General features: G+C 71.0%; 32 protein-coding genes. 30 read left to right on the top strand and 2 right to left on the bottom strand.

The genetic code is table 11. The features are described 5' to 3' along the window. The first annotated feature begins 313 nt into the window (after positions 1 to 313). The 14 genes from ACFWEP_RS03645 to ACFWEP_RS03580 all read left to right on the top strand — a co-directional run bounded on the left by ACFWEP_RS03645 (position 314) and on the right by ACFWEP_RS03580 (position 8,891). A complete protein-coding gene (locus tag ACFWEP_RS03645; RefSeq protein WP_387364949.1) occupies positions 314 to 1,930 on the top strand; it encodes a DEAD/DEAH box helicase in 1,617 nt (538 codons plus the stop codon). A gap of 59 nt (positions 1,931 to 1,989) precedes the next feature. Then, entirely contained in the window at positions 1,990 to 2,259 is a 270-nt protein-coding gene (locus ACFWEP_RS03640; protein WP_387364946.1) for a WhiB family transcriptional regulator, read from the top strand. Further along, positions 2,256 to 2,801, top strand: a complete 546-nt coding sequence (locus tag ACFWEP_RS03635) for a WhiB family transcriptional regulator (protein WP_387364943.1) — start codon at positions 2,256 to 2,258, stop codon at positions 2,799 to 2,801. The genes ACFWEP_RS03640 and ACFWEP_RS03635 overlap by 4 nt, the downstream gene beginning before the upstream one ends. A 79-nt stretch (positions 2,802 to 2,880) precedes the next feature. Then, positions 2,881 to 3,921, top strand: a complete 1,041-nt coding sequence (locus ACFWEP_RS03630) for a hypothetical protein (RefSeq protein ID WP_387364939.1) — start codon at positions 2,881 to 2,883, stop codon at positions 3,919 to 3,921. 90 nt (positions 3,922 to 4,011) lie between these two features. Next, positions 4,012 to 4,668, top strand: coding sequence for a hypothetical protein (locus ACFWEP_RS03625; protein ID WP_387364936.1), 657 nt, complete (start codon positions 4,012 to 4,014; stop codon positions 4,666 to 4,668). A gap of 40 nt (positions 4,669 to 4,708) precedes the next feature. Continuing rightward, the gene (locus ACFWEP_RS03620) at positions 4,709 to 4,960 is read left to right on the top strand and encodes a hypothetical protein (protein ID WP_387364933.1); all 252 of its coding nucleotides are present in this window, start codon (positions 4,709 to 4,711) and stop codon (positions 4,958 to 4,960) included. A 116-nt stretch (positions 4,961 to 5,076) separates the two neighbouring features. Next, positions 5,077 to 5,238: a hypothetical protein gene (locus ACFWEP_RS03615; protein WP_387364930.1), complete on the top strand. Its 162-nt coding sequence runs from the start codon at positions 5,077 to 5,079 to the stop codon at positions 5,236 to 5,238. Beyond that, the gene (locus ACFWEP_RS03610; protein ID WP_387364927.1) at positions 5,235 to 5,528 is read left to right on the top strand and encodes a hypothetical protein; all 294 of its coding nucleotides are present in this window, start codon (positions 5,235 to 5,237) and stop codon (positions 5,526 to 5,528) included. The genes ACFWEP_RS03615 and ACFWEP_RS03610 overlap by 4 nt, the downstream gene beginning before the upstream one ends. Then, the gene (locus ACFWEP_RS03605) at positions 5,525 to 5,740 is read left to right on the top strand and encodes a hypothetical protein (RefSeq protein ID WP_387364924.1); all 216 of its coding nucleotides are present in this window, start codon (positions 5,525 to 5,527) and stop codon (positions 5,738 to 5,740) included. Before ACFWEP_RS03610 ends, ACFWEP_RS03605 begins: the two co-directional genes overlap by 4 nt. After that, positions 5,737 to 6,744, top strand: a complete 1,008-nt coding sequence (locus ACFWEP_RS03600; RefSeq protein ID WP_387364922.1) for a hypothetical protein — start codon at positions 5,737 to 5,739, stop codon at positions 6,742 to 6,744. The genes ACFWEP_RS03605 and ACFWEP_RS03600 overlap by 4 nt, the downstream gene beginning before the upstream one ends. Further along, entirely contained in the window at positions 6,741 to 6,890 is a 150-nt protein-coding gene (locus tag ACFWEP_RS03595) for a hypothetical protein (protein ID WP_387364919.1), read from the top strand. The genes ACFWEP_RS03600 and ACFWEP_RS03595 overlap by 4 nt, the downstream gene beginning before the upstream one ends. Positions 6,891 to 6,898: 8 nt before the next feature. After that, entirely contained in the window at positions 6,899 to 7,471 is a 573-nt protein-coding gene (locus tag ACFWEP_RS03590; protein WP_387364916.1) for a hypothetical protein, read from the top strand. Next, on the top strand, positions 7,468 to 8,076 hold the full coding sequence (locus ACFWEP_RS03585; RefSeq protein WP_387364913.1) for a hypothetical protein: 609 nt from the start codon (positions 7,468 to 7,470) through the stop codon (positions 8,074 to 8,076). The genes ACFWEP_RS03590 and ACFWEP_RS03585 overlap by 4 nt, the downstream gene beginning before the upstream one ends. Continuing rightward, entirely contained in the window at positions 8,073 to 8,891 is an 819-nt protein-coding gene (locus tag ACFWEP_RS03580; protein WP_387364910.1) for a hypothetical protein, read from the top strand. Before ACFWEP_RS03585 ends, ACFWEP_RS03580 begins: the two co-directional genes overlap by 4 nt. A 69-nt stretch (positions 8,892 to 8,960) precedes the next feature. On the opposite strand, the gene ACFWEP_RS03575 is transcribed toward ACFWEP_RS03580, so the two are convergent. Beyond that, positions 8,961 to 9,206, bottom strand: coding sequence for a hypothetical protein (locus tag ACFWEP_RS03575; protein WP_387364907.1), 246 nt, complete (start codon positions 9,204 to 9,206; stop codon positions 8,961 to 8,963). 138 nt (positions 9,207 to 9,344) lie between these two features. Here ACFWEP_RS03575 and ACFWEP_RS03570 point away from each other — a divergent pair, with 138 nt between their 5' ends. After that, on the top strand, positions 9,345 to 9,920 hold the full coding sequence (locus ACFWEP_RS03570) for a GIY-YIG nuclease family protein (RefSeq protein ID WP_387364904.1): 576 nt from the start codon (positions 9,345 to 9,347) through the stop codon (positions 9,918 to 9,920). After that, the gene (locus tag ACFWEP_RS03565) at positions 9,917 to 10,093 is read left to right on the top strand and encodes a hypothetical protein (RefSeq protein WP_387364901.1); all 177 of its coding nucleotides are present in this window, start codon (positions 9,917 to 9,919) and stop codon (positions 10,091 to 10,093) included. The genes ACFWEP_RS03570 and ACFWEP_RS03565 overlap by 4 nt, the downstream gene beginning before the upstream one ends. Before the next feature lie 136 nt (positions 10,094 to 10,229). On the opposite strand, the gene ACFWEP_RS03560 is transcribed toward ACFWEP_RS03565, so the two are convergent. Further along, positions 10,230 to 10,454, bottom strand: a complete 225-nt coding sequence (locus ACFWEP_RS03560) for a hypothetical protein (protein ID WP_387364898.1) — start codon at positions 10,452 to 10,454, stop codon at positions 10,230 to 10,232. Positions 10,455 to 10,889: 435 nt separating this feature from the next. Between ACFWEP_RS03560 and ACFWEP_RS03555 the strand changes: the two genes are divergently transcribed. The 14 genes from ACFWEP_RS03555 to ACFWEP_RS03490 all read left to right on the top strand — a co-directional run bounded on the left by ACFWEP_RS03555 (position 10,890) and on the right by ACFWEP_RS03490 (position 19,908). After that, positions 10,890 to 11,144, top strand: coding sequence for a hypothetical protein (locus ACFWEP_RS03555; protein ID WP_387364895.1), 255 nt, complete (start codon positions 10,890 to 10,892; stop codon positions 11,142 to 11,144). Positions 11,145 to 11,338: 194 nt separating this feature from the next. Next, the gene (locus ACFWEP_RS03550; RefSeq protein WP_387364892.1) at positions 11,339 to 11,800 is read left to right on the top strand and encodes a hypothetical protein; all 462 of its coding nucleotides are present in this window, start codon (positions 11,339 to 11,341) and stop codon (positions 11,798 to 11,800) included. Then, the gene (locus ACFWEP_RS03545; protein WP_387364889.1) at positions 11,800 to 11,994 is read left to right on the top strand and encodes a hypothetical protein; all 195 of its coding nucleotides are present in this window, start codon (positions 11,800 to 11,802) and stop codon (positions 11,992 to 11,994) included. The genes ACFWEP_RS03550 and ACFWEP_RS03545 overlap by 1 nt, the downstream gene beginning before the upstream one ends. Further along, the gene (locus tag ACFWEP_RS03540) at positions 11,981 to 13,621 is read left to right on the top strand and encodes a hypothetical protein (RefSeq protein WP_387364886.1); all 1,641 of its coding nucleotides are present in this window, start codon (positions 11,981 to 11,983) and stop codon (positions 13,619 to 13,621) included. The genes ACFWEP_RS03545 and ACFWEP_RS03540 overlap by 14 nt, the downstream gene beginning before the upstream one ends. A gap of 4 nt (positions 13,622 to 13,625) precedes the next feature. After that, positions 13,626 to 15,038 (top strand): phage portal protein, encoded by a 1,413-nt coding sequence (locus tag ACFWEP_RS03535; RefSeq protein ID WP_387364883.1) that lies wholly within the window; start codon positions 13,626 to 13,628, stop codon positions 15,036 to 15,038. A 3-nt stretch (positions 15,039 to 15,041) separates the two neighbouring features. Continuing rightward, the gene (locus tag ACFWEP_RS03530; RefSeq protein ID WP_387364880.1) at positions 15,042 to 16,082 is read left to right on the top strand and encodes a hypothetical protein; all 1,041 of its coding nucleotides are present in this window, start codon (positions 15,042 to 15,044) and stop codon (positions 16,080 to 16,082) included. 48 nt (positions 16,083 to 16,130) lie between these two features. Then, positions 16,131 to 16,769 (top strand): hypothetical protein, encoded by a 639-nt coding sequence (locus tag ACFWEP_RS03525; protein WP_387364877.1) that lies wholly within the window; start codon positions 16,131 to 16,133, stop codon positions 16,767 to 16,769. A gap of 49 nt (positions 16,770 to 16,818) precedes the next feature. Next, on the top strand, positions 16,819 to 17,775 hold the full coding sequence (locus ACFWEP_RS03520; protein ID WP_387364874.1) for a DUF5309 family protein: 957 nt from the start codon (positions 16,819 to 16,821) through the stop codon (positions 17,773 to 17,775). A gap of 11 nt (positions 17,776 to 17,786) precedes the next feature. Then, entirely contained in the window at positions 17,787 to 17,981 is a 195-nt protein-coding gene (locus tag ACFWEP_RS03515; RefSeq protein ID WP_387364871.1) for a hypothetical protein, read from the top strand. 2 nt (positions 17,982 to 17,983) lie between these two features. Then, the gene (locus ACFWEP_RS03510) at positions 17,984 to 18,343 is read left to right on the top strand and encodes a hypothetical protein (protein WP_387364868.1); all 360 of its coding nucleotides are present in this window, start codon (positions 17,984 to 17,986) and stop codon (positions 18,341 to 18,343) included. After that, positions 18,340 to 18,750, top strand: a complete 411-nt coding sequence (locus ACFWEP_RS03505; protein ID WP_387364865.1) for a DUF6093 family protein — start codon at positions 18,340 to 18,342, stop codon at positions 18,748 to 18,750. Before ACFWEP_RS03510 ends, ACFWEP_RS03505 begins: the two co-directional genes overlap by 4 nt. Beyond that, on the top strand, positions 18,747 to 19,157 hold the full coding sequence (locus ACFWEP_RS03500; protein ID WP_387364862.1) for a hypothetical protein: 411 nt from the start codon (positions 18,747 to 18,749) through the stop codon (positions 19,155 to 19,157). The genes ACFWEP_RS03505 and ACFWEP_RS03500 overlap by 4 nt, the downstream gene beginning before the upstream one ends. Before the next feature lies 1 nt (position 19,158). Further along, positions 19,159 to 19,566, top strand: coding sequence for a hypothetical protein (locus tag ACFWEP_RS03495; protein WP_387364859.1), 408 nt, complete (start codon positions 19,159 to 19,161; stop codon positions 19,564 to 19,566). Between the two features lie 12 nt (positions 19,567 to 19,578). Further along, the gene (locus ACFWEP_RS03490; protein WP_387364856.1) at positions 19,579 to 19,908 is read left to right on the top strand and encodes a hypothetical protein; all 330 of its coding nucleotides are present in this window, start codon (positions 19,579 to 19,581) and stop codon (positions 19,906 to 19,908) included. The last annotated feature ends 12 nt before the right edge of the window (positions 19,909 to 19,920 follow it).

The raw sequence follows: 19,920 nt of genomic DNA, 5'->3' as shown, positions 1-19,920 counted from the left end.
GGACCTGGAGAGGTCCCCGCGCAGCGGGCCACCTGCGCCGATGCGGGGACGCGGGGAGTTGCGGGAGCTCGTCCCACTCCCCCATATACCGCGCGCGTCTCACATACATCGGACGTCACATGCGCTGTGTGTCATCGCGCAACAGCTCAACAGCTTCTCGACATCAGTGGACTTTCCAAGTCCCCGCAAGTCCCCGCATCCCCGCAAAACCGCTGATCAATGCCACTGCGGGGACCTGGCGGAAGTCCCCGCAGAGCTTCCGCCAGGTCCCCGCACTCCCCGCAAACGCCCAGCAACCCGAAACGAGGTAACCGTGACCAGCACCGCCTTCACCCCTCGCCCCTACCAGCTCGACGCCATTGAGGCGCTGCGCAAGGGATGGGCCACCGGAACGAACCGCCTGGCCGTCGTCCTGCCCACCGGCGCCGGAAAGACCGTCGTCTTCAGCACTCTGGCCCACCAGATGCTCGACAGCCTCGGCGGCCGACGCGTCCTCGTCATCGCCCACCGCGAGGAGCTGATCGAGCAGGCCGCTTCCAAGCTGCTCACCGTCGACCCGCTGCTGCGCGTCGGCATCGTCAAGGCCGCCCGCGACGACCACCACGATGCCGACGTCATCGTCGCCAGCGTCCAGACCCTGGCCGTCGCCCGCCGGCGCGAAGCCATTCGGGACATCGGGCTGATCATCGTGGACGAGTGCCACCACGCCGCGGCCCGCACCTACATGGAGGTCCTCCGGCACTTCGGTGCCTGGAACGGCGTACCCACGGCCGGCTTCACCGCGACCATGACCCGCACGGACGGCGGCCTGGCCGAGGTCTGGACCGACGTCGTCTTCCGCATGGACATCCTCGACATGATCAGCGACGGCTACCTCTGCGACGTCCGAGGCAAGTCCATCACCGTCGACACCCTCGACCTGAACAAGGTGAAAACCCGCGGCGGCGACCTGGTCGACGGCCAGCTCGGCAAGGCGCTGGAGGACTCCGGGGCCCTGGACGCCATCGCCAAGGCATACGTCGACCACGCGGCCGACCGGCCCGGTGTCGTCTTCACCCCGACCGTTGCCACCGCGCAGGGTGCTGCCGCCTCGCTACAGGCGGCCGGTATCAGCGCAGCCCCCGTCTGGGGCGACATGGGCCGGGACGAGCGGCGCGCCACGCTCGCCCGGTACGAGGCCGGAGAGGTCCAGGTCCTCACCAACTGCCAGGTCTTGACCGAGGGGTTCGACGCGCCGCACACCTCCTGCGTCGTCGTCGCCCGCCCGACTAAGTCCCCCGGCTTGTACGTGCAGATGGTCGGTCGCGGCCTGCGCCCTTCGCCCGGCAAGAAGGACGCCCTGCTGCTCGACGTCATGGGCGCCGCGAGCCGCCACAAGCTGGCCTCGATGGTCGACCTCACCGAGCGGGAGATCGGGCAGGCCAAAGAGGGGCAGAGCCTGCGCCAGATCGCCGAGGTGCACCAGGCCGCGGAGAAGCAGCGCGCCCTGGCCGCGCAGGTCAGGGCGGAGGAGATCAACCTGTTCGGCGGGTCGTCCATCTGCTGGTTGCGCACGCCCGCGGGCACATGGTTCATCCGCGCCTCGGCCGCGATGCTCCTGTTCCTCGCCAGAGAGCCGGGAGACCGCCTCTACCGGATGCGGCGTTGGACGGCCGACGGCGGTGTTCAGCAACCCCGCGAGGACGTGGCCCGGCCGCTCGGCGACGCGCTGGCGTGGCTGGAACAGCAGGCGCGGGTGCTTGCCCCGGAGGCGTTCGTCAACCGCGAGGCCCGCTGGCGTGCGGGGCGGCCCAGCCCTCGCCAGCTCGGCCTGTGTCGGCGCAGGGGCATCGAGGTACCGCAGCGGGCCACCGCCGGTGAGGTGGCGGACCTGATCGACACGGACCATGCCGCGTTGATCCTCGACGCCCTGCTCGTCTCAGCCGCGTGAAGGCCGGGCCTGTCGTTACCAGGCCCGGCCTTCACGCCCATCACACCACGGAGGAAGGCATGAACAAGACCACCGCCCGCGCCGAGATCGACTCGCAGGCGATCTGCGCACAGACCGACCCCGAGATTTTCTTCCCCGAGAAGGGGCACGGCGACGTCGCCCGCGCCGCAAAGCGGATCTGCGTCGGCTGCCCCGTCCGCCGGGCCTGCCTCGCCGAGGCGCTCGCCACCGAGGGCGACCTGACCGCGTCGAGCCGCCATGGCGTCCTCGGCGGGCACACCCCGCAGGAACGCGCCCGGATCGCGAAGAGCTGGAGGACCGCGTCATGACGAGCCTGTTCTGGCGGGACGACGCGGCGTGCCGCGACGCGGACCCGCGGATCTTCTTCCCCGTGTATGGCAGTGGGCGGTCGACGAAGGCCACGGCCGAAGCAAAGGCCACCTGTGCCACCTGCCTGGTGCGCATCGCGTGCCGCGACTTCGCCCTGGAGATCGGTGACGACAACGGGGTATGGGGCGGGCTGTCGATCCACGAACGGCGCACCGCCCGGGCAAGGCGGTCCGCGAATCCGTCCCTCTCCTGGGACGAGGTGGTGCCGGCGCCCCGCCCGCCGCTGGACGAGTACTTCACCTCACGCATCAAGGTCGACGACGACGGTCACACCCGGTGGATCTACAACGGGACGAGCCTCTTCGTCGACGGGCAACGCCGCACCCCGGGGCAGGTCGCATTCCTCCTTGGCCACGGGCGCGAACCCGAGAGCCGCATCCACGCCGAGTGCCGTGTCCATGGGTGCATCACCAGCGGCCACCTCATCGACGACCGAATCCGCCGCGAACGCCAGGCCATCCAGGACGACATCGCCGCGTGACACGCAGTACGGCCGGCCCGGGGGCAATCCGGGCCGGCCGCCCACCCACATCCCGCCACACCACCAGGGAGACACCCCGATGACCACTGACCACGAGTACGACAACGTCATCAAGGCCGCGCTGCGCGTCATCAGCGCCACCCACTACGCCCGGGTTGAGGACCCGCACGCGGACGCCGAGCAGGAGTACTCGCGCGAGCAGCTCGCCCTGGCCGCCCGTGCGCTCGTCCAGGCCGTCGACGAGCAGCCGGCCGACGACCAGCCCATCGGCTGGAACGAGACCGTGCCGGACACTGGGCTCCGCGACCGGATCGCCCAGGCGCTCGTCGCTTGGGCGTATCGCGGCAAGGCTCCTGAGCACAGCGGCATCCTGGCGACCGTGCGCGCCAACGCGTACAGCCGCGCCGACGCGGTCCTCGCCGTCCTGCCCGCGCCCACCGACTGGGGCGCCGTGCTCCGAGAGGCCGGATGGACGGAGTGCTCGCCGAGCTGGCTCCACGCCCGTTCGGGAGAGTGCGACACCGCTCCACGCCTCCCTGGAGACGCCGACACGTCGCACTGGCACCCGACCCGCCGCCTGGCCGACGAGACGCAGCAACCCGAGGCCACCGCGAGCTCGGGGCCCGACCGCATCCCGCTCGACGACCTCACCAGCGACCAACTCGACGCGCTGTACGACCGGATCGACACGTTGGAGGCGGTCTGCGAGAGCAACAAGCGCGCCTACGTAGGTGCGGTGCGCGCCGCCTGGGCCGCTGAGGCCGAGCGCGACCGGTACCGCACCGCCTGGACGTCCGCCCGCCTCCGCGCCGAGGCGCGCGGGGAGGGCATCGAACGCCTCTGCGGCGACCGCGACGCCTACATGGGGTGGATGGGGCAGGAGCAACGCTTCACCGCCTCACTCCGGGCGCGCATCACCGAGCTGGAGGCGGGGGCCGTCGAGCACCGTGCGGCGCACGAGCAGGAGACCGCCAACACTGCCGCCGAGATCGACCGGGCACGGACTACCGAGTCCACGCTCGCCCGGGTGCGCCGCCTCCTCGACTGGGGGCCGATCGGCACCTGCTGCTCCCACTACCTCCGGGCCGCGCTCGACGCACCGCAGCCGCCCACCACCTGACCCACCACCACCCGCCGGCCGGGACGACCACCGCCGTCGTCCCGGCCGGCACCACCACCCGAGTCCCACCGCACGCCCATGGAGCCCGCCGTGACCGTCATCCTCTGCCTCCACTGCACCGACCGCGACGCCCAGGGCGGCCAGCTCTGCCCCGTGTGCGCCCGCGCGACCCTGGTGCGGCTCCAGTGCCTGCCCGAGCTGTACACCGCGCTGGAGGACGTCCTCGCCCCCTCCGGGGGAAGCGCGCTCGGTGTCCGCGGCCCGAAGCCGGTGTGGGCGCCGCTGCCGGTCCGCGAGGACGTTCTCGACCTCCGCCTCACCGATGGGATGCTCGCCCCGCTGGAGTCCTGGGTCGACGCGGTCCGCGAGGAGCGTGCCCGTCCGCCCCGGGTCCGTACCGGGTCCGCCACCGGGCGGGTGCAGCGCGCCGCCGCCGAGCTGATCGGGCACATGCCGTGGATCGCCATGTCCTGGCCGCAGGCTGGGGTGTTCGCGGCGGAGATTCGCGACCTGGCCCGTGACGTCCGGTCGGTCATCAGCCCCAGCTCTGCCAGCGAGCGGGGGACGCGCATCGGCCGCTGCCCGGCGCAGCACGAGGACGGGACGGTGTGCGGGGCGGTGCTCCGGCTGGGCCAGGGCGAGCGGGTGGTGACGTGCGACTGGTGCGGGTGCACCTACCCGCCGGCCACGTGGGTCGGGCTGAAGGCGTTCATCGACGAGGACGCGGCGGCCTCGAATGCCGCATAGCGCTTGCCCTGGGACACTGGTGTCCTATAGAGTGTTGCTCGTGCCGAACTCCACTTGGCGCGAACGGTTCGAGGTCGAGCAACAGCGACACCGCGACCTGCTGGAAGAGATGTCCGCCAGCGCCCGGAGACGGGCCGCAGCCCTGCAAGACGGGGTGGCGGAACTCGGAACGAAGAGCGCCGTGGCGCGAGCCGTCGGCATCGACGTAAGCGCAGTACGCAGATCCATCCGCGAGTACGGGGCGACTCCACTGCCCACGGACTCAACAACAGAACACCCGAGCAACAAGTAGACCCCCCGGCAAAGGCGACTCCACCGCCAAGCCGAGGGGCTGCTACCCGGGACACCGGACGCGCGCAAACGCGGCCGGCTCCTACCGCCCACCTTGATACGACCAAGGAGACGGCTATGGCTCATCGTGCCATGCCCGCTGCACAGAGCAGCACCCCGCCCGACCGGCGCATTCTCGCCGTCGGCACCATCACCAAGCGCGACGGCCGTACCACCACCGTCTGCGCCACCGAGGCCGGCGTCACCCGCAGCACCCGCCCCACCGGCGGTGCCCGGTGAGCATCGACACCGAGCTGCACCAGCTCCTCACCACACCGTCCCGCCCCCAGCAGATCCTCACCGCGGTTGCCTCGGCGCTCCTCTCCGAGGACCCGCTCGCCCCGGTCACCCTGGACGCGGTCGACGCGTGCCTCTACGGCGCCGCCCTCGTCATCACCCACGGCCTGCCCGACGTCGTCGCCACCCAGGTCTGCGAGACCGCCGCCCGCGCCCTCCCGAGCATCCACCCCGGGGAAACCCCCGACGCCTACGCCCTGCGCCTCCACAGCATCGTCAGGGGGCTGCGATGAGCGACGCCTACCACCCACTGTTCGACCCGGCGACCGACGGCGACACCTGGGTCCCGTCGCTCGATATGGCCCTGGAACTCGCCCGCGACACGCTCGCCATGCAGGCCACCGCGAACATCCACGACCACAACGCAATGGTGCGTGCCGCCGTCGCCCTGGAAGACCGCCTCCGCACCCTGGTTGCCTCCCTCGACAAGGAGGCCGGCCGATGAGGCGCCCCGCTCCGGGCGCCGGGCCGCGCCTCGCCAAGGCGGTCGTCTCCCTGGCCGCGCTCGCCACGACCGGCTGGTCGCTGTACGCGGTGGCCCGCCACTACGACGCACCCAAGCCGATCGCGGTCGCTGTCTTCGCCGTCTTCGACGGGATCGCCTACGTCGCGCTGCACCTCGCGTCCGAGGCGTCCGCCGCCGGCCGGTCCGCGTTCGGCGCCCGGCTCACCGCGTTCGGCATGGCCGGGGTGTCGGTCTACCTCAACCGGTTCCACGCTGACCTGATCGACGGTGGCGTCCCGGCGGCGCTGCTCTTCGCCATCCCGACCATCGGCCTGCTGCTGCTCTCCGAGCTGTCCTGGGCCGGGCCGCGGGCAGCCGCACGAGCCGAACGGGGCGCCGAGCAGCCGTACAGGCTCCCCGCGTTCGGCGGCTGGGCCTGGGCCCTGGCACCCCACCTCGCTGGGAAGACCGTCCGCAAGCGGGCCATCGCGCACATCATGAGCGAGCCTGAGCCCCCGGCGCTGCCTGTCCGGCACTCGGCGACCGAGGCGCTGCGGCCCCGCTTCTCCTCGATGAACCCGGCTGACGCGATCCGTGTCGCACATGATGCGCAGCCTGATATGCCCCCGGGTGAACTGGCCGCGCTCCTCGTCACCTACGGGGTGATCGTGGACGCGGTCCAGGTCGCCCTGGTCCTCCACGACCAGCCGGAGCGCATCACCGTCGACCGCGATGATGCGGATGACGCGGGCGATGATGCGGACGCTGATACGGGTGATGCGCCGCAGGTCACGCCCGTGCCCGCCCTCACCAAGGCCGAGGCGATCATGGCCGCAGTTGCCGCCCTCGGCCCCGGGTTCACGCACGCCGACATCGTCGACCGCGTCCAGCGCATCAACCAGATCAGCACCGACCGGGCCTACGTCCGCACGGTCCTGTCCCGCGAGGCCAAGAAGTCCGAGCAGCCCCAGGGCGACGACCACATGGAGGGCGGCTTCCTGTGACTGCCCTGGCCCTGTTCTTCCCGGTCGCCGCCGTCAGCTCTGTGGTCGCGTTCGTCGTGCTCCTCTCCGGCGAGACGCCCCGCTTCCGCGCCACCCTCGCCCTGCTGCTCACCGCCGCCGCGCTCACCGCGGCACTCCTCCGCTGAGGACCCACATGCCCGAACCCATCACCCCGAGCCGGATCATCCCGGCTGGGGCCCCGCTCCCCGGAGGCAGCATCCCGCCGCCCCCGCCCCCCGCGCCGCCGGTCTTCCCTCCGATCCCGGCCCCCGGAGGCGAGTGGTGGAGGCGCCCCCCGCCGCCGGCGCCCGTCGCCGTACCGCCGCCGATCGACATCACCATCCACATCGACCCGTCCGCCTGGCTCCCCGCACAACCCGAGCCCGCCCCCGGGCCGCCGTGGTGGAGGCGGCTCCGCCTCGGCTACAACGCCGCCTGCATCCTCTGCTCGTTCCCCACGACCGGCCTCTGGTCCGACGTCCTCCAGGCCGTCCGCGACGCCGACGCCCTCGCAGGCGCCTGGGTCATCGCCGCAGTGCCGTTCGGTGTCGCAGCCGTCGCCGACAACGCGCACCGCATCCGCGCCGCCCACGCCGACCCGGATCTGTGGGCCCCGAAGATCCGGGCGTTCGCGGCCCGGACCGCCCTCTGGACCACGATCCTCGGCCCCGGTATCGCCCTCCCCGTCACCACGATCACCTACCTCATCACCGGAGTTCGCCCATGAGCGTCACCCTCGCCGCCGGACTCAGCGGCGCCACCTCGGCCACCATCACCTCTGCCGGCCTCGCCGTCGGCCTCGCACTCCTCGCCGTCGAGCACGTCACGTGGTGGCGCGGCGCCACCGCCGGGGGAGGGGGCAAGAAGGGTGGCGCCCCGGTCGAGGGGGGAGGCAAGGCGAAGGACCCGCGGGCCCTGATCCCGTTCTGGTTCGGCGTCGCCTTCGGCACCCTTGCGGTCGCCTGCCCCGCCGGGCTCCTCGGCTACGGCGCCGGGTTCCTCCGCTGGGGCGGCAACACCGTGGGCGGAACCGTCATGTCGTGGATGACCGGCCAGAGCGCACCCACCGTTGCCACCGGCAGCGCACCCAGCCTCGACGGGTACGGCGCCCTCGTCGTCACCGCGCTCGTCATCGTCCTGTGGCTGCTCCGCAAGAAGTTCGGCAAGGCCACCACGGGCAAGTGGAAGAAGGGCGTGGTCGTCGGCGTCCTCATCGGCATCGGCACCGGCGTGTTCGCCATGGTCGGCAATCTTGTCGTCCCCGGGGCCAACGACCTCGGGGCCTGGGCCCTCGACGGCCTCATCCACGGCGACCTCGGGAGCATGCTGTGAGCGAGGACCAGACCACCGCCCAGTGGCTCCGCGCCGCCGCCGAACGAATCGCGATCGGCTCCAGCAGGATCTGCCTCGTGTGTGCCCGGCAGCTCGCCGAGCGCCTCCTCCGCAAGGGCCGGGCATGGAAGGGCAACATCGGTGACTGGCTCGGAGAGGCCGAAGGGCTCAACTGGGCGTTCCGTGTTGCTCTGCTCGTCGGCGGCGCGTTGATCCTCCGGAAGGTCGGCGGCGGGGTCCTCGTCGCCCTCGGCCACGCTGTCCAGTCGCCCTCCGCCCGCTGGCTCCTCTGGCCGGCCGCCGCAGTCTGGATCGTTGCCGCGTACCGGATCGGCCACCCCGAGTGGGCACCGAAGGAGAGGCCCGAGTCGGCGGCCCCGGCTGAGGAGCCGACCGAGGACGACGACTCGCCGGAGGAGACACCGCTCCCCGAGGCGCCCCCGGCGCCCGCCGGACCGACCCTCAGCGACCTTCACGAGACCCTCGCCCGCATCGGTACTCCGCATGCCCACATCACCGCCCTCGCCGAGGCGCTCGACACCACCCCCGAGCTCGTCCGCGAGGCCCTCGGAAAGGCGGGCGTACCGGTCGAGGCGGTGAGGATGCGCGGGCGCGGCTCCTCCACCGGCGTCCGCGGCGGCAGCATCCCCGCCCCCCTCCCCGCCCAGAAGGGCCCCCTGACGAACGTTGTTGTCGCAGGTCAGCCCGCCAACAACAACGACAACAACGGCGGCGACACGGTCACCGTGCAACGGCACGCGAACGGGGCGCACATCACCGTCACCCCGGCCCGCCAGGACATCCACGCCGCCTGACGGCCGCCCGATCCACACCGGTGCCCCACCGCCACAATCCCCCGACGGTGGGGCACCGGTGTGTACGAGTCAGCTCTGGAGTACGGAGAAGGCCAGGATGAGACTGAGGAAGGCGTTGAGCAGGGTCAGCCACGCCACCCACTTCACCTTGGCGTCCACCCCCAGGACCACCTTCCGTATCTGCGCAACGTCCTCAACCGTGGAGGGGCGATCGGCCTCGTTCGCCTGCTTCGCAAGCGAGATGAGTGCCAGAACGCCCCCGACACCTGTGGCGAAGGCGGCCAGTATTCCAATGACGAACAGAGCGATCTTCATGGACGCAACGTAGCTGGACGCCATGCAGCCCGTAGGAGGTACGAAGCACGTGCTCCTCCTCGGCCCCTCAACTGTCAGAAGCACGTGCGACAGTGACCGCCTGGACTCGGGTGGTAGGCATGCTGAATAGGAGTCGATGTGTACGAGGAGCATCGTGGCCACCTCTGGGGGCCCGATACGCAAGCTGCCCCGCTGGCGGAGCAACTCGCCTTGGCAGGAGCCCTCATCGACCCCCACGACCCTGCGCTCACCGAGATTCTCCTCGAACTCGGGCGCATCGGCGGGGAGCTCAGGAACCTTGCCGCCCCCGACGACGACACGGTCCGCATGGCCATCCGCCTCGGCAGGGCCCGCCACGAACGGCTCAGCAATCAGGTGCCCGCACCCCGCCGAAAATCGGCCCGCGAAAACCCAAACGGTTCGATCTACTACGTGCGGCGCGGCGCCATGGTGAAGATCGGAACCACGATCAATCTGCAAGCACGCATGGCCGCCCTGCTGCCAGAGGAGATCCTGGCCATCGAGCCAGGGAGCCACGCGAAGGAGGCCGAGCTGCACCGGCAGTTCCGGTCGCTCCTCGTGCCCGGACAGCGCGAGTGGTTCTACGCGGGTCCCGAGCTTCAGGAGCACATAGAGAAGGTGCTCGACGCACAAGGCCCGCCGCCGGCTAACCTGCCCACGCTTCCGCCCACCACTGGCATCCTGGACTCGTGAGCAGACTCGTCGACACCGCAGCAGCCCAGCTCGGCATGGGCGTCAAGCCCGCCACGATGCGGAAGTGGATTCAGCGCGGCAAGCTGACCCGCCACGGCCACGACTACCGCGGCCGTGCGCTCGTCGACCTGGACGAGGTCGAGCAGATCCTCGCCGCACGCCAAGCCGCTTGAAAGATCAATGACCGGGTGTCACAATGACTCCGGACCCGCATGTCCAAGCTCAGGCCCGCCCACTCGGCGGGCCTTTCGCGTTCCCCCACGAACCGGCCCGGTCGCATCCCCCCGTTGCGGCCGGGCCTTCCACGCGTCAGTGCTTGCGGTGCCACGGGCGCTTGTCCCCGCCGGGGCGCAACGTGACCTCCGGTGCTGGACCAGTCCTCCGGGTCCGCACCGTCGCAGCCACGGCCCCGAACATCAGCAGGCCGCCGATCACGAGCGGCCACACCGTGAACCCGGTCATCACCCCACCCATGAACACGACCAGACCCACCACGAAGACACCCACCGCACCATCAGCACGACCAGCAGCCACAACAACCCCCTCGGTAGGGGGACACGCTACGGCGACGGAGGTGCATCACGTGGCCAGACGTTCTACCTGGCGGGTGTGCTCCACCCCTGGGTGCCCCCAGTACACCGACCAGGGCGGCCGGTGCGACGACCATCGGCGCGAGGCCGAGCAGCGACGAGGCAGCGCACGACAGCGCGGCTACGGCGCTCGGCACGAGCGGCGCTTCCGTGCCGCCGTCCTGGCCCGGGACCCGCAGTGTGTGTGCACCGAGCGAACGCACGGGCACGGCAGTCCGTGCGGGCAGCCGTCCGTTCACGCCGACCACTGGCCATTCGACCGGCGCGACCTGGTCCGCCAAGGCCTCGACCCTGATGACCCGAAGCGGGGCCGCGGGCTGTGCCAGCCGTGCCACAGCAGCGAGACGGCACAGCACCAACCAGGAGGGTGGGCCGCACAGTGAGCACGCATCAGGTGGAGATCGGCAGCAAGGGCTTCACGCACAGCCTCAAGATCGATGGACACGACCTGTCGAGGGGTGCCCGCGGCTGCACCCTGACGCTGGGCCTGGCCGGCACCATGCCGCAACTGGAGGTCGACCTCCAGCTCATCGACGTGAGCACGGTCGGCTCCATCGAGGCCGAGGTGACCCTGGGCGCCGGCGCTCGCGAGGTCCTGGTGGCGCTCGGCTGGACCCCGCCGGCCGGGGCCTGATCATCCGATGGTTACGCAGAGTGATCCCACCTCATGATCACCCCTGGGGAGGGACCCCAATCAAGATCATCAGAAGGACCGCCGGGGAGGTGTCTGGCAGGTCTGCCAGGTTCAGAACCCCGATGATCATGCTCCGCTGTCACGCAACGTGATGGCGCTCTCGTCGCGCAACGCGACCAACAGGAGTGATCAACATGGCAAAGGGTGGTGCACGAGCACGGTCCGGTCCCGCCCCCGACCCTGACGCCCTGCGCCGGGAGCGGGACGCCGGCGAATGGTCGATCCTGCCCGCCGAGGGCCGCCAGGGCGCAACGCCCGACTGGCCGTTGACGGACCAGACCGACCGAGAAGACGTGCTCTGGGAACGCCTGTGGCAGATGCCGCAGGCCCTGATGTGGGAACGGTACGGCCAGGACATCGAAGTGGCCCTGTACGTCCGGCGGCTGGCCGAGGCCGAGTCCGCCGAGGCGTCCGTGGCCGTCGGCACGCTGGTTCGGCAGATGTCCGACTCGCTCGGGCTGACCACCCCGGGGATGCGCGCGAACCGGTGGCGGATCGACCGGGCCGAAGAGACAGAGGAGCGGCCGGCGGGGCCGGTGCAACCCGCCCCGAACTCGGCGCGCGCCCGACTGCGTGCTGTGGCTGGAGGTGCGTGATGGCCCGCAGCGAGAAGCGTGTAGTCCTGGTCAAGCCCGGCGACGTTCTCCTGATCGGCAACCTGGGTTTGTCCTGCGACGAAGCGCTGGAGGGCGCGCTGGCGTTGGGTGAGTTCCTGGCCACGCTCGGGATCTCCGCAGCGCTTTTCGACGAGGACATCGACTTGGACATGGTGCCTGGTGGTAGCGGCTGACGACGGGACGTGGCCTACCGACTTCCCCACGCTCTTCATCGTCCCGGACTGGATTGCTCGGCACTGCTGGCTGGAGTCGGTCGGCGGGCTGGTCAGCGAACCGCAGCCGTTCGAGATGTACGACTGGCAGCTGCGAGCAACCGTCAACCACTACCGGGTCAAGCCGACGGCGAAGGTCGGGCAGTTGGCCACGGCGTTCTTCTACCGGCGCTCGCAGATCGTGGCTCCGCAGAAGAGCGGCAAGGGGCCTTGGACGGCGGGGATCACGGCCGCCGAGGGGGCCGGGCCGGTGCTCTTCGCCGGGTTCGCGTCCGGTGGTGAGCGGTACCGGTGCTCAGATCACCGGTGCGGGTGCGGCTGGGTGTACGAGTACGAGCCTGGCGAGCCGATGGGCCGCCCGTGGAACCGGCCTCTGATCCAGATCACGGCGACGTCCGAGGACCAGACCGACAACGTCTACCGGCCCCTTCAGGCGATGATCCGGAACGGCCCGCTGGGCGAACTGATGAAGGTCGGCGAGCAGTTCATCCGCCTGCCGAACGACGGGCGGATCGACGTCGTCACCAGCAGCGCGCAGTCCCGCCTCGGGAACCCGATCACGTTCGCTCCGCAGGACGAGACGGGGATCTGGACCGACACGAACAAGATGACGCGGGTGGCAACCACCCAGCGGCGCGGCCTCGCGGGCATGTCAGGGCGGTCGATGGAGACCACCAACGGGTGGGACCCGTCGGAGAACAGCGTGGCCCAGAAGACGGCGGAGACGAAGACGAAGGACGTCTACCGCCTCCACCGGCTGCCGCCGAAAGGCCTGTCGTACACGAACAAGGCCGAGCGCCGGCGCATCCACGCGCACGTCTACGAGGGGTCCACCCACATCGACCTCGACTCCATCGAGGGCGAGGCGGCCGAGTTGCTGGAGAAGGAACCGGCCGAGGCCGAGCGCTTCTTCGGCAACCGCATCGTCGCCGGTATGGGTGCCTGGATTCAGCAGGACCGGTGGGACGCCCGCAAGGACATCCAGGCGGTCCCGGACGGCACGCGGATCGTCCTCGGGTTCGACGGGTCGGACGTGGACGACTGGACGGGCATCCGAGCGGAGACGCTGGACGGCTACCAGTTCACCCCGGTGTACGGGCCGGACCGGCTGGCGACGGTGTGGAATCCGGCGGACTGGGAGGGGCAGGTGCCCCGCCTGGAGGTCGACACCGCGTTCCGGGAGATGTTCGACCGGTTCGACGTGGTGCGGGCGTACTGCGACCCGCCGTACTGGACGTCGGAGGTGGCCGCGTGGCAGGCGGCTTTCGGGGAGAAGCGGGTGACGGAGTGGCATACGACGCGGGTGGTGCAGATGCACGCGGCGTGCGAGTCCCTGCTGACGGACGTGCTCAAGGCGGAGACCAGCTTTCGGCACGACGGGTGCGAGACGACGTCCACGCACGTCCGCAACGCGAGGAAGGCCGCGCGGCCGTCGAACCGGTACGTACTTCGCAAGGCCAGCGTGCAGCAAAAGATCGACCTGACCGTGTGCTCCGTGCTCGCCCACGAGGCGGCGTCGGACGCCATCGCGGCAGGCCAAGCCAAGCCCAAGAAGAGCGGGCGCATGATCGTGATGGGGCGGAGGTGAGCAGGTGAAGCCGTCGGACCGCACCCCTGACGAGTGGGTGGCCTACCTGGCCCGGGTGCACGAGGCGCAGAAGCCCGGCCTTGAGGAGCTGAACCGGTACTACGAGGGTCAGCAGCCGCTCGCCTACCTCCACCCGGAGCTGCTGGAGGAACTGGGCGAGCAGCTCCGCCAGGTCGTCATCAACTGGCCGAGGCTGGTGGTCGACGCGCTGGAGGAACGCCTCGACGTCGAGGGCTTCCGGTACGCCGACGACGAGTCGGCGGCTGAGGACCTGTGGGACACCTGGCAGGCCAACGGGATGGACGAGCAGTCCCAGCAGGGCATCGTGGACGCCCTCGTGATGCGGCGGTCGTTCATGGTCGTCGGGACGAATGAGAAGGACCCGGCCCACCCGCTGGTCACCGTGGAGTCCCCGTTGCAAATGCAGGTGGACTGGGACCCGCGCACCCGGGCGGTCCGGGCTGGCCTGAAACGCTGGCACGAACAGGACCCGATCACCGACGCGATCACCGACCGGTACGCGGCGCTGTACCTTCCGGGAGTCACGCACTGGTTCGAGCAGACCACCGCGAACGGATGGCGAGAGACCAACCGGGACGCGCACGGCCTGGAGGTCCCCCCGGTGGTCGCGCAGGTGAACCGCCCGCGGCTGATGAGCCCGGGTGGCGTGTCCGAGCTGGCCGACGTCATCCCGCTGTCCGACGCGGCCTGCAAGATCGCTACGGACATGATGGTGTCGGCGGAGTACCACGCGATGCCGCGCCGGGTTGCTTTCGGGTTCGACGAGAGCGACTTCACCGACGCGGACGGCAACCCAGTCTCGGCCTGGTCGCGGCTGGCCGGCCGTATCTGGGCCACGGTGCGGAACCGGAAGACTGGGGTGGACGGCGACGGCGCGGACGTCATCCAGTTCCCGGAAGCCCAGCTGTCGAACTTCCACAGCACGGCCGAGCTCCTGGCCAGGCTGGTCGCGTCACTTGCCGGGCTGCCCCCGAACTACATGGGCCTCGACACGAACAATCCACCGTCGGCGGATGCGATCCGGTCCGCTGAGACCCGCCTGATCAAGCGGGCCGAGCGGCGCCACCGCCCGTACGGCGGCTCCTATGAGCAGATGAACCGGCTGGTGCTGCGAATCCGCGACGGCGACTGGGACCCGAAGGCGCAACGCCTGGAGACCCTCTGGCGAGACCCAGCGACTCCGACCTACGCGCAGAAGGCGGACGCCGTCGTGAAGTTGAGGCAGGCCGGCATCCTGCCGGTCGAGCAGTCCCGCGAGGACCTCGGGTACACCGCGGTGCAGCGGCAGCGGATGCGGCAGATGGACCAGGACGCGCTCGACCGGGCACTCGGCGGCGACCTGGCCGCCGAGTACGGGCCGAAGCCGCCGGCGGACGACCCCACGGTCCTGGAGTAGCCGGTGGTGACCACCGAGGTCCGGGACATCGCCATGGACCAGTATCGGGCCCAGCAGCGTGCGGTACGCCGGGCCACGAACCGGGTGCAGGCTCTGTGGCGGCAGATCGACCGCGGGGACATCACCGGTTCCTGGACGGCGCTGGCCCCGGCGCTGGAGCGGGCCGTGACCGTCGAGCAGACCACGGCGGCGCTGCTGGCCGACGCCTACCTCGACGCGGTCCAGGCAGCCGAGGGAGCTGAGACCGCGGCAGCCGGTGCGGTCCGGGCGTCGTCGCTCGCCGGGATCGCGTCGGACGGGCGCCCGCTGCTGTCCCTGCTGTACCAGCCGGTCATCGACTGGAAAGTCCGTCTGCTGGCCGGGCAGTCTCCGCAAGAGGCCGCCCGGGGCTCGTTGGCCTCGGCGCTCCGGATCACGAGCACCCAGGTCGCGGACGCCGGGCGGGGTGCGGTCGCTACGGGCATGGCCGGGCGCAGAACAATCCAGGGCTACGTGCGGGTCGTGCAGCCTCCGGCGTGCGCCCGGTGCGTGATCCTCGCGGGCAAGGAGTTCGGCTGGAACACCGGCTTCCAGCGGCATCCGAAGTGCGACTGCATCCACCTGCCGACCACGCTGATCGCCCGCAACCAGCGGGGCCGCCAGGGCGCGGACAGCTTCACCCCGACCACCCGGCCGGGCACCGGGGCACCGGGGTTCCTCGACCCCCGGGCGTACTTCAACAGCCTCCCGGCGGCCGAGCAGCGGCGCGTCTTCGGCGAAGCCGGGGCCCGCGCGATCCGTGAAGGCGCCGACATGGGCCAGGTCGTCAACGCGCGGCGCGGGATGAACGCCGCGGGGACGACCACCAGGGTCGGGCTCCGGCGCGGCTCCCGGTACTGGCACGTCGAACGCCGCCGGGCACTCAACGCCGGGGAGATCACCCCAGACGTCGACCGGGCGTTCCGCATCAGGTCCGCGCGCCTGATGCCCGAAGAGATCTTCCGCACCGCCACGAGCCGCGACGACGCGGTGCAGATGCTGCGGCGGTACGGCTACCTGACCTGACCCCGGCGCAACGCCGACGGTCACCACCTCCTGCAACGGGAGCACCTGATGAGCACACCCACACCTGCCAAGCCGACGACGGAACCGGCGGGCGACCCGCCGAACCCGACGCCGGCCGAACCGACGACGGAACCGGCGGGCGAACCGTCCACGGATGACGCCCCTCTCGGCCCGGCTGGCGAGAAGGCCCTGGCCGAGTGGAAGGCCCGCGCGAAGGCGGCGGAGAAGGAACGCGCCGAGCAGGCCGCGCGGCTGCGGGAGTTCGAGGACCGCGACAAGACCGAGGCGGAGCGGCAGGCCGACGCGCTGAAGGCGGCGGAGACGCGCGCCGAACAGGCCACCCGGCTCGCGGTGTCCGCGTCGGTCCAGGCCCTTGCGGCGGGCCGGTTCCAGGACCCGCAGGACGCGGTGGACGCCCTCGCCAACGGCGAGTTCCTCACCGAGGACGGTGCCGTGGACGGCGAGGCCATCAAGGCGGCCCTGGACGGGCTGCTGGAGCGCAAGCCGCACTGGGCGGTCGGCAGCAGCGGGCCGCGTCTCCCCGCGCCGGACCCGTCGCAGGGCGCCCGTCCTGGTGGGACGCCGACGCTCGACGCGCAGGTTGCCGAGGCGGAGAAGGCGGGCGACACCCGGCGGGCGATGGCGCTCAAGACGCTCCAGCTCCGCGAGATCACCAAGACGAAGTAGGGCAGCAGGCCACCAGGCCGGGCCCTCACCCTTTTGAGAGGACAACCCCATGGGTGCAGTTTCCGGGCAGGGCACGACCTTCAACCTGCCGAACTACCACGGCCAGCTCTACACGGTCACCCCGACCGAGACGCCGTTCCTGTCCGCGATCGGCGGCCTGTCCGGCGGGAAGCGGACCAAGTCGGTCGAGTTCGAGTGGCAGACCGTCGACCGGCGCACGTCGACCGCCGGCAACGCGGTCGTCGAGGGAGCGAACGCGCCCACCGCGGTCGCCCGGTCCCGGTCGAACGTGTCCAACGTGGTGGAGATCCACCACTCGGCGATCGAGGTGTCGTACACCCGGCAGGCCGCGACCGGCATGTACTCCGGGATCAACATCGGTGCGGACGACAACCCGGTCAACGACGAGCTGACCATGCAGATCACCACCGAGCTGGAGTCGATGGCGGTCGACGTCGAGATGTCGTTCCTGACCGGCACCTACGCGAAGCCGGCGAACAACGCGACCGCCCGCAAGACGAGGGGGCTGCTGACGGCGATCACGACCAACGTGAACGCCAACGGCGGCACGGGGCGCGCGATCAGCAAGGCGATCGTGGACGCGCAGCTGTCCAGCATGTTCGGCAACGGGGCCAAGCTCCCGCAGGACAGCACCGTGTTCATGGTCGGCCCGGCGCAGAAGGTCGCCCTCTCGAACCTCTACGGAACCGGCTCCCTCAACCAGCCGACCATGACCCGCAACATCGGTGGCGTCGCCGTCGACACGCTGGTCACCGACTTCGGGACGTTCGGCGTGATGCTCGACCGGTGGATGCCGACCGGGCAGATCGCCGTCGTCGACCTCTCCGTGTGCGCCCCGGTGTGGCTGGAGATCCCCGGGAAGGGGCTCCTGTTCGCCGAGCAGCTGGCGAAGACCGGGGCGAAGGAGTCGTGGCAGCTGTACGGCGAGGTCGGCCTGGAGTACGGCCCCGAGACGTACCACGGGCTCATCAAGGACCTCACCTAAGGAGGAGCGTCATGGCGACGTTCACCAGCAAGACGTACCCCGGGCTGACCCTCCAGGACGAGACCGGAGTGTGGGCCCAGTTCGCGGGCGGCACCTTCGAGACCTCGGACGCGGCCGTGGTCAAGCGGCTGCGTGCCCTGCCCGAGGACGAAGGCATCGCCGAGGCCAAGGCGCCCGCCAAGGGCGACAGCGGCGCGAAGGAGTAGGGATGGCCCTGGCGACTCCGGAGGATCTGGCGGACCGGCTCGGCCGGGACCTGACTCCCACCGAGGAGCGCCAGGCCCCCGTACTCATCGGTGACGCCACCGCCGTCATCCTGGACCGGTTCCCCCGGTACGGGACGGCGCCGACGGTCGTCTCGACCAAGGTGGCATGCGCGATGGTGCTGCGAGTCCTGCGGAACCCGGATGGAAAGCGGCAGGAGACGATCGACGACTACTCGTACACGATCGACTCGTCTCGCAGCTCCGGCGAGATCTACCTGACGCCGTCGGAGATCGAGGAGCTGCGGCCGGCGCACAGCGGGGGCGGCGCGTTCTCCATCGTGCCCGGGGCGGTGGCCCCGTGAGCCTTGCGGACGCACTGGCCCGCGGCCGGTCTGCTGCCGAGGCGCGGATGCTCGACCGGGTGCGCCTCTACACCCAGGGCGACGACGTGTTCGACCGGGAGACCGGGGAGACCGTACCGGGCGCGCAGACGGTGCTGTACGAAGGCCAGGCACGGGTGAAGCCGGTGGCCCAAGCGTCCGGGGAGGACGCGCAGGCGGGCGAGCGCGAGGTGATGCTCCGGGAGATCGAGGTGTCCCTGCCCTGGTCCACTCCGCTCCCATCCGGGGTGCGGGTGCTCCCCGGGTCCCGGGTCGCCGTCCTGGCCGCCGAGGACCCGCGCATGACCGGCCTGGTGCTCTGGGTCACCGGGGCACAGTACGGGTCGCAGGCCACCGCCTGGCGGCTGAGTACGGAGGACCGGTCGTGACGGGCCGGAACGCCTTCGACTTCGACACCAGCGAGATCCGGAGCCTGTCGCGTCACCTGGCCCGTGTGGTGCCGCAGGCCCGCCGGGACACCCGGGCGGTGATGATGCGCGGTGCCCTGAACATCAAAAGGGACTGGGCGAAGAACGCGCGCGCCTCCGCGCCGAAGCACGCGCCGGCCTACCCGAGGGCCATCGGGTTCGATCTGCTCGCCTTCGGCCCCGACCAGCTGCTCGCCACCATCGGCCCGGACAAGCGCATGCCGCAGGGCGCCCTCGGCAACCTGCTGGAGTACGGCAGCGTGAAGAACGGCCCGCACAACGACGGCGGCCGGGCACTGGCGACCGAGATCCCCGCGTTCGAGGCACAGATGGCGCTGATCCAGCAGCGCGGATTGACGTGGTGGTGAGATGACGACACCGGCCGTCCTGCCCCATGTCGACGCCGTCCAGGCCGCGCTGGTGGACGCCGGGCTGACCGTGTACCTCGGCGGGACGCCCGGCGGCACTTGGTCCCCGCCGGACAAGTTCGCGGTGCTTTACCCGGAGCCGGGCCGGGCGGTCCGGTCAAGCCTCGCCGACAACCGCACCGACTTCACCGGCATGGTTCAGGTGACCTGTGTGGGCGGCTCGATGGAGCGCGCTCTCTGGGTCGCCGACCGGGTCCGCATGGCACTCTCCGGGCCGCTGACGGTCGCCGGACGCCGCGCGTGGCGCCCCGAGGACCAGGGCGGCCCGCCCGTCGCCCGGGACGACGACGTCACCCCGCCCCTGTGGTTCGTCCCGGTGCAGTACCTGATCCAGTCCATCCCTTCCTGAGCGGAGACCGCGATGCCCCTCCTCACCCCCCAGGCCGTGAGCCTGGCCGGACTCACCCCGACCTACAGCGCCGCCGCCGCGTCCACCACGGTGCCCTGCGGCGAGCGCGTCTTCCTGCACGTGAAGAACACGGCGGCCTCCCCGGTCACCGTCACCCTGACCTCGACCGCGCGCGTGCGCGGCCAGCTCGCGGCCGACCTCGCCGTCACCGTCCCCGCGACCACCGGCGAGAAGCTCATCGGACCGATCCCGTCCGAGCTGTTCGCCGATCCGACGTCCGGGAACTGCGCCGTGGGCTACTCCTCCACGACGTCGGTGACGGTCGCCTGCCTGCGCATCTGACAGCACCTCTGC

Source organism: Streptomyces sp. NPDC060198, from assembly GCF_042728415.1.
Classification (GTDB): domain Bacteria; phylum Actinomycetota; class Actinomycetes; order Streptomycetales; family Streptomycetaceae; genus Streptomyces.
This window is presented reverse-complemented; position numbering and strand designations above follow the sequence as displayed.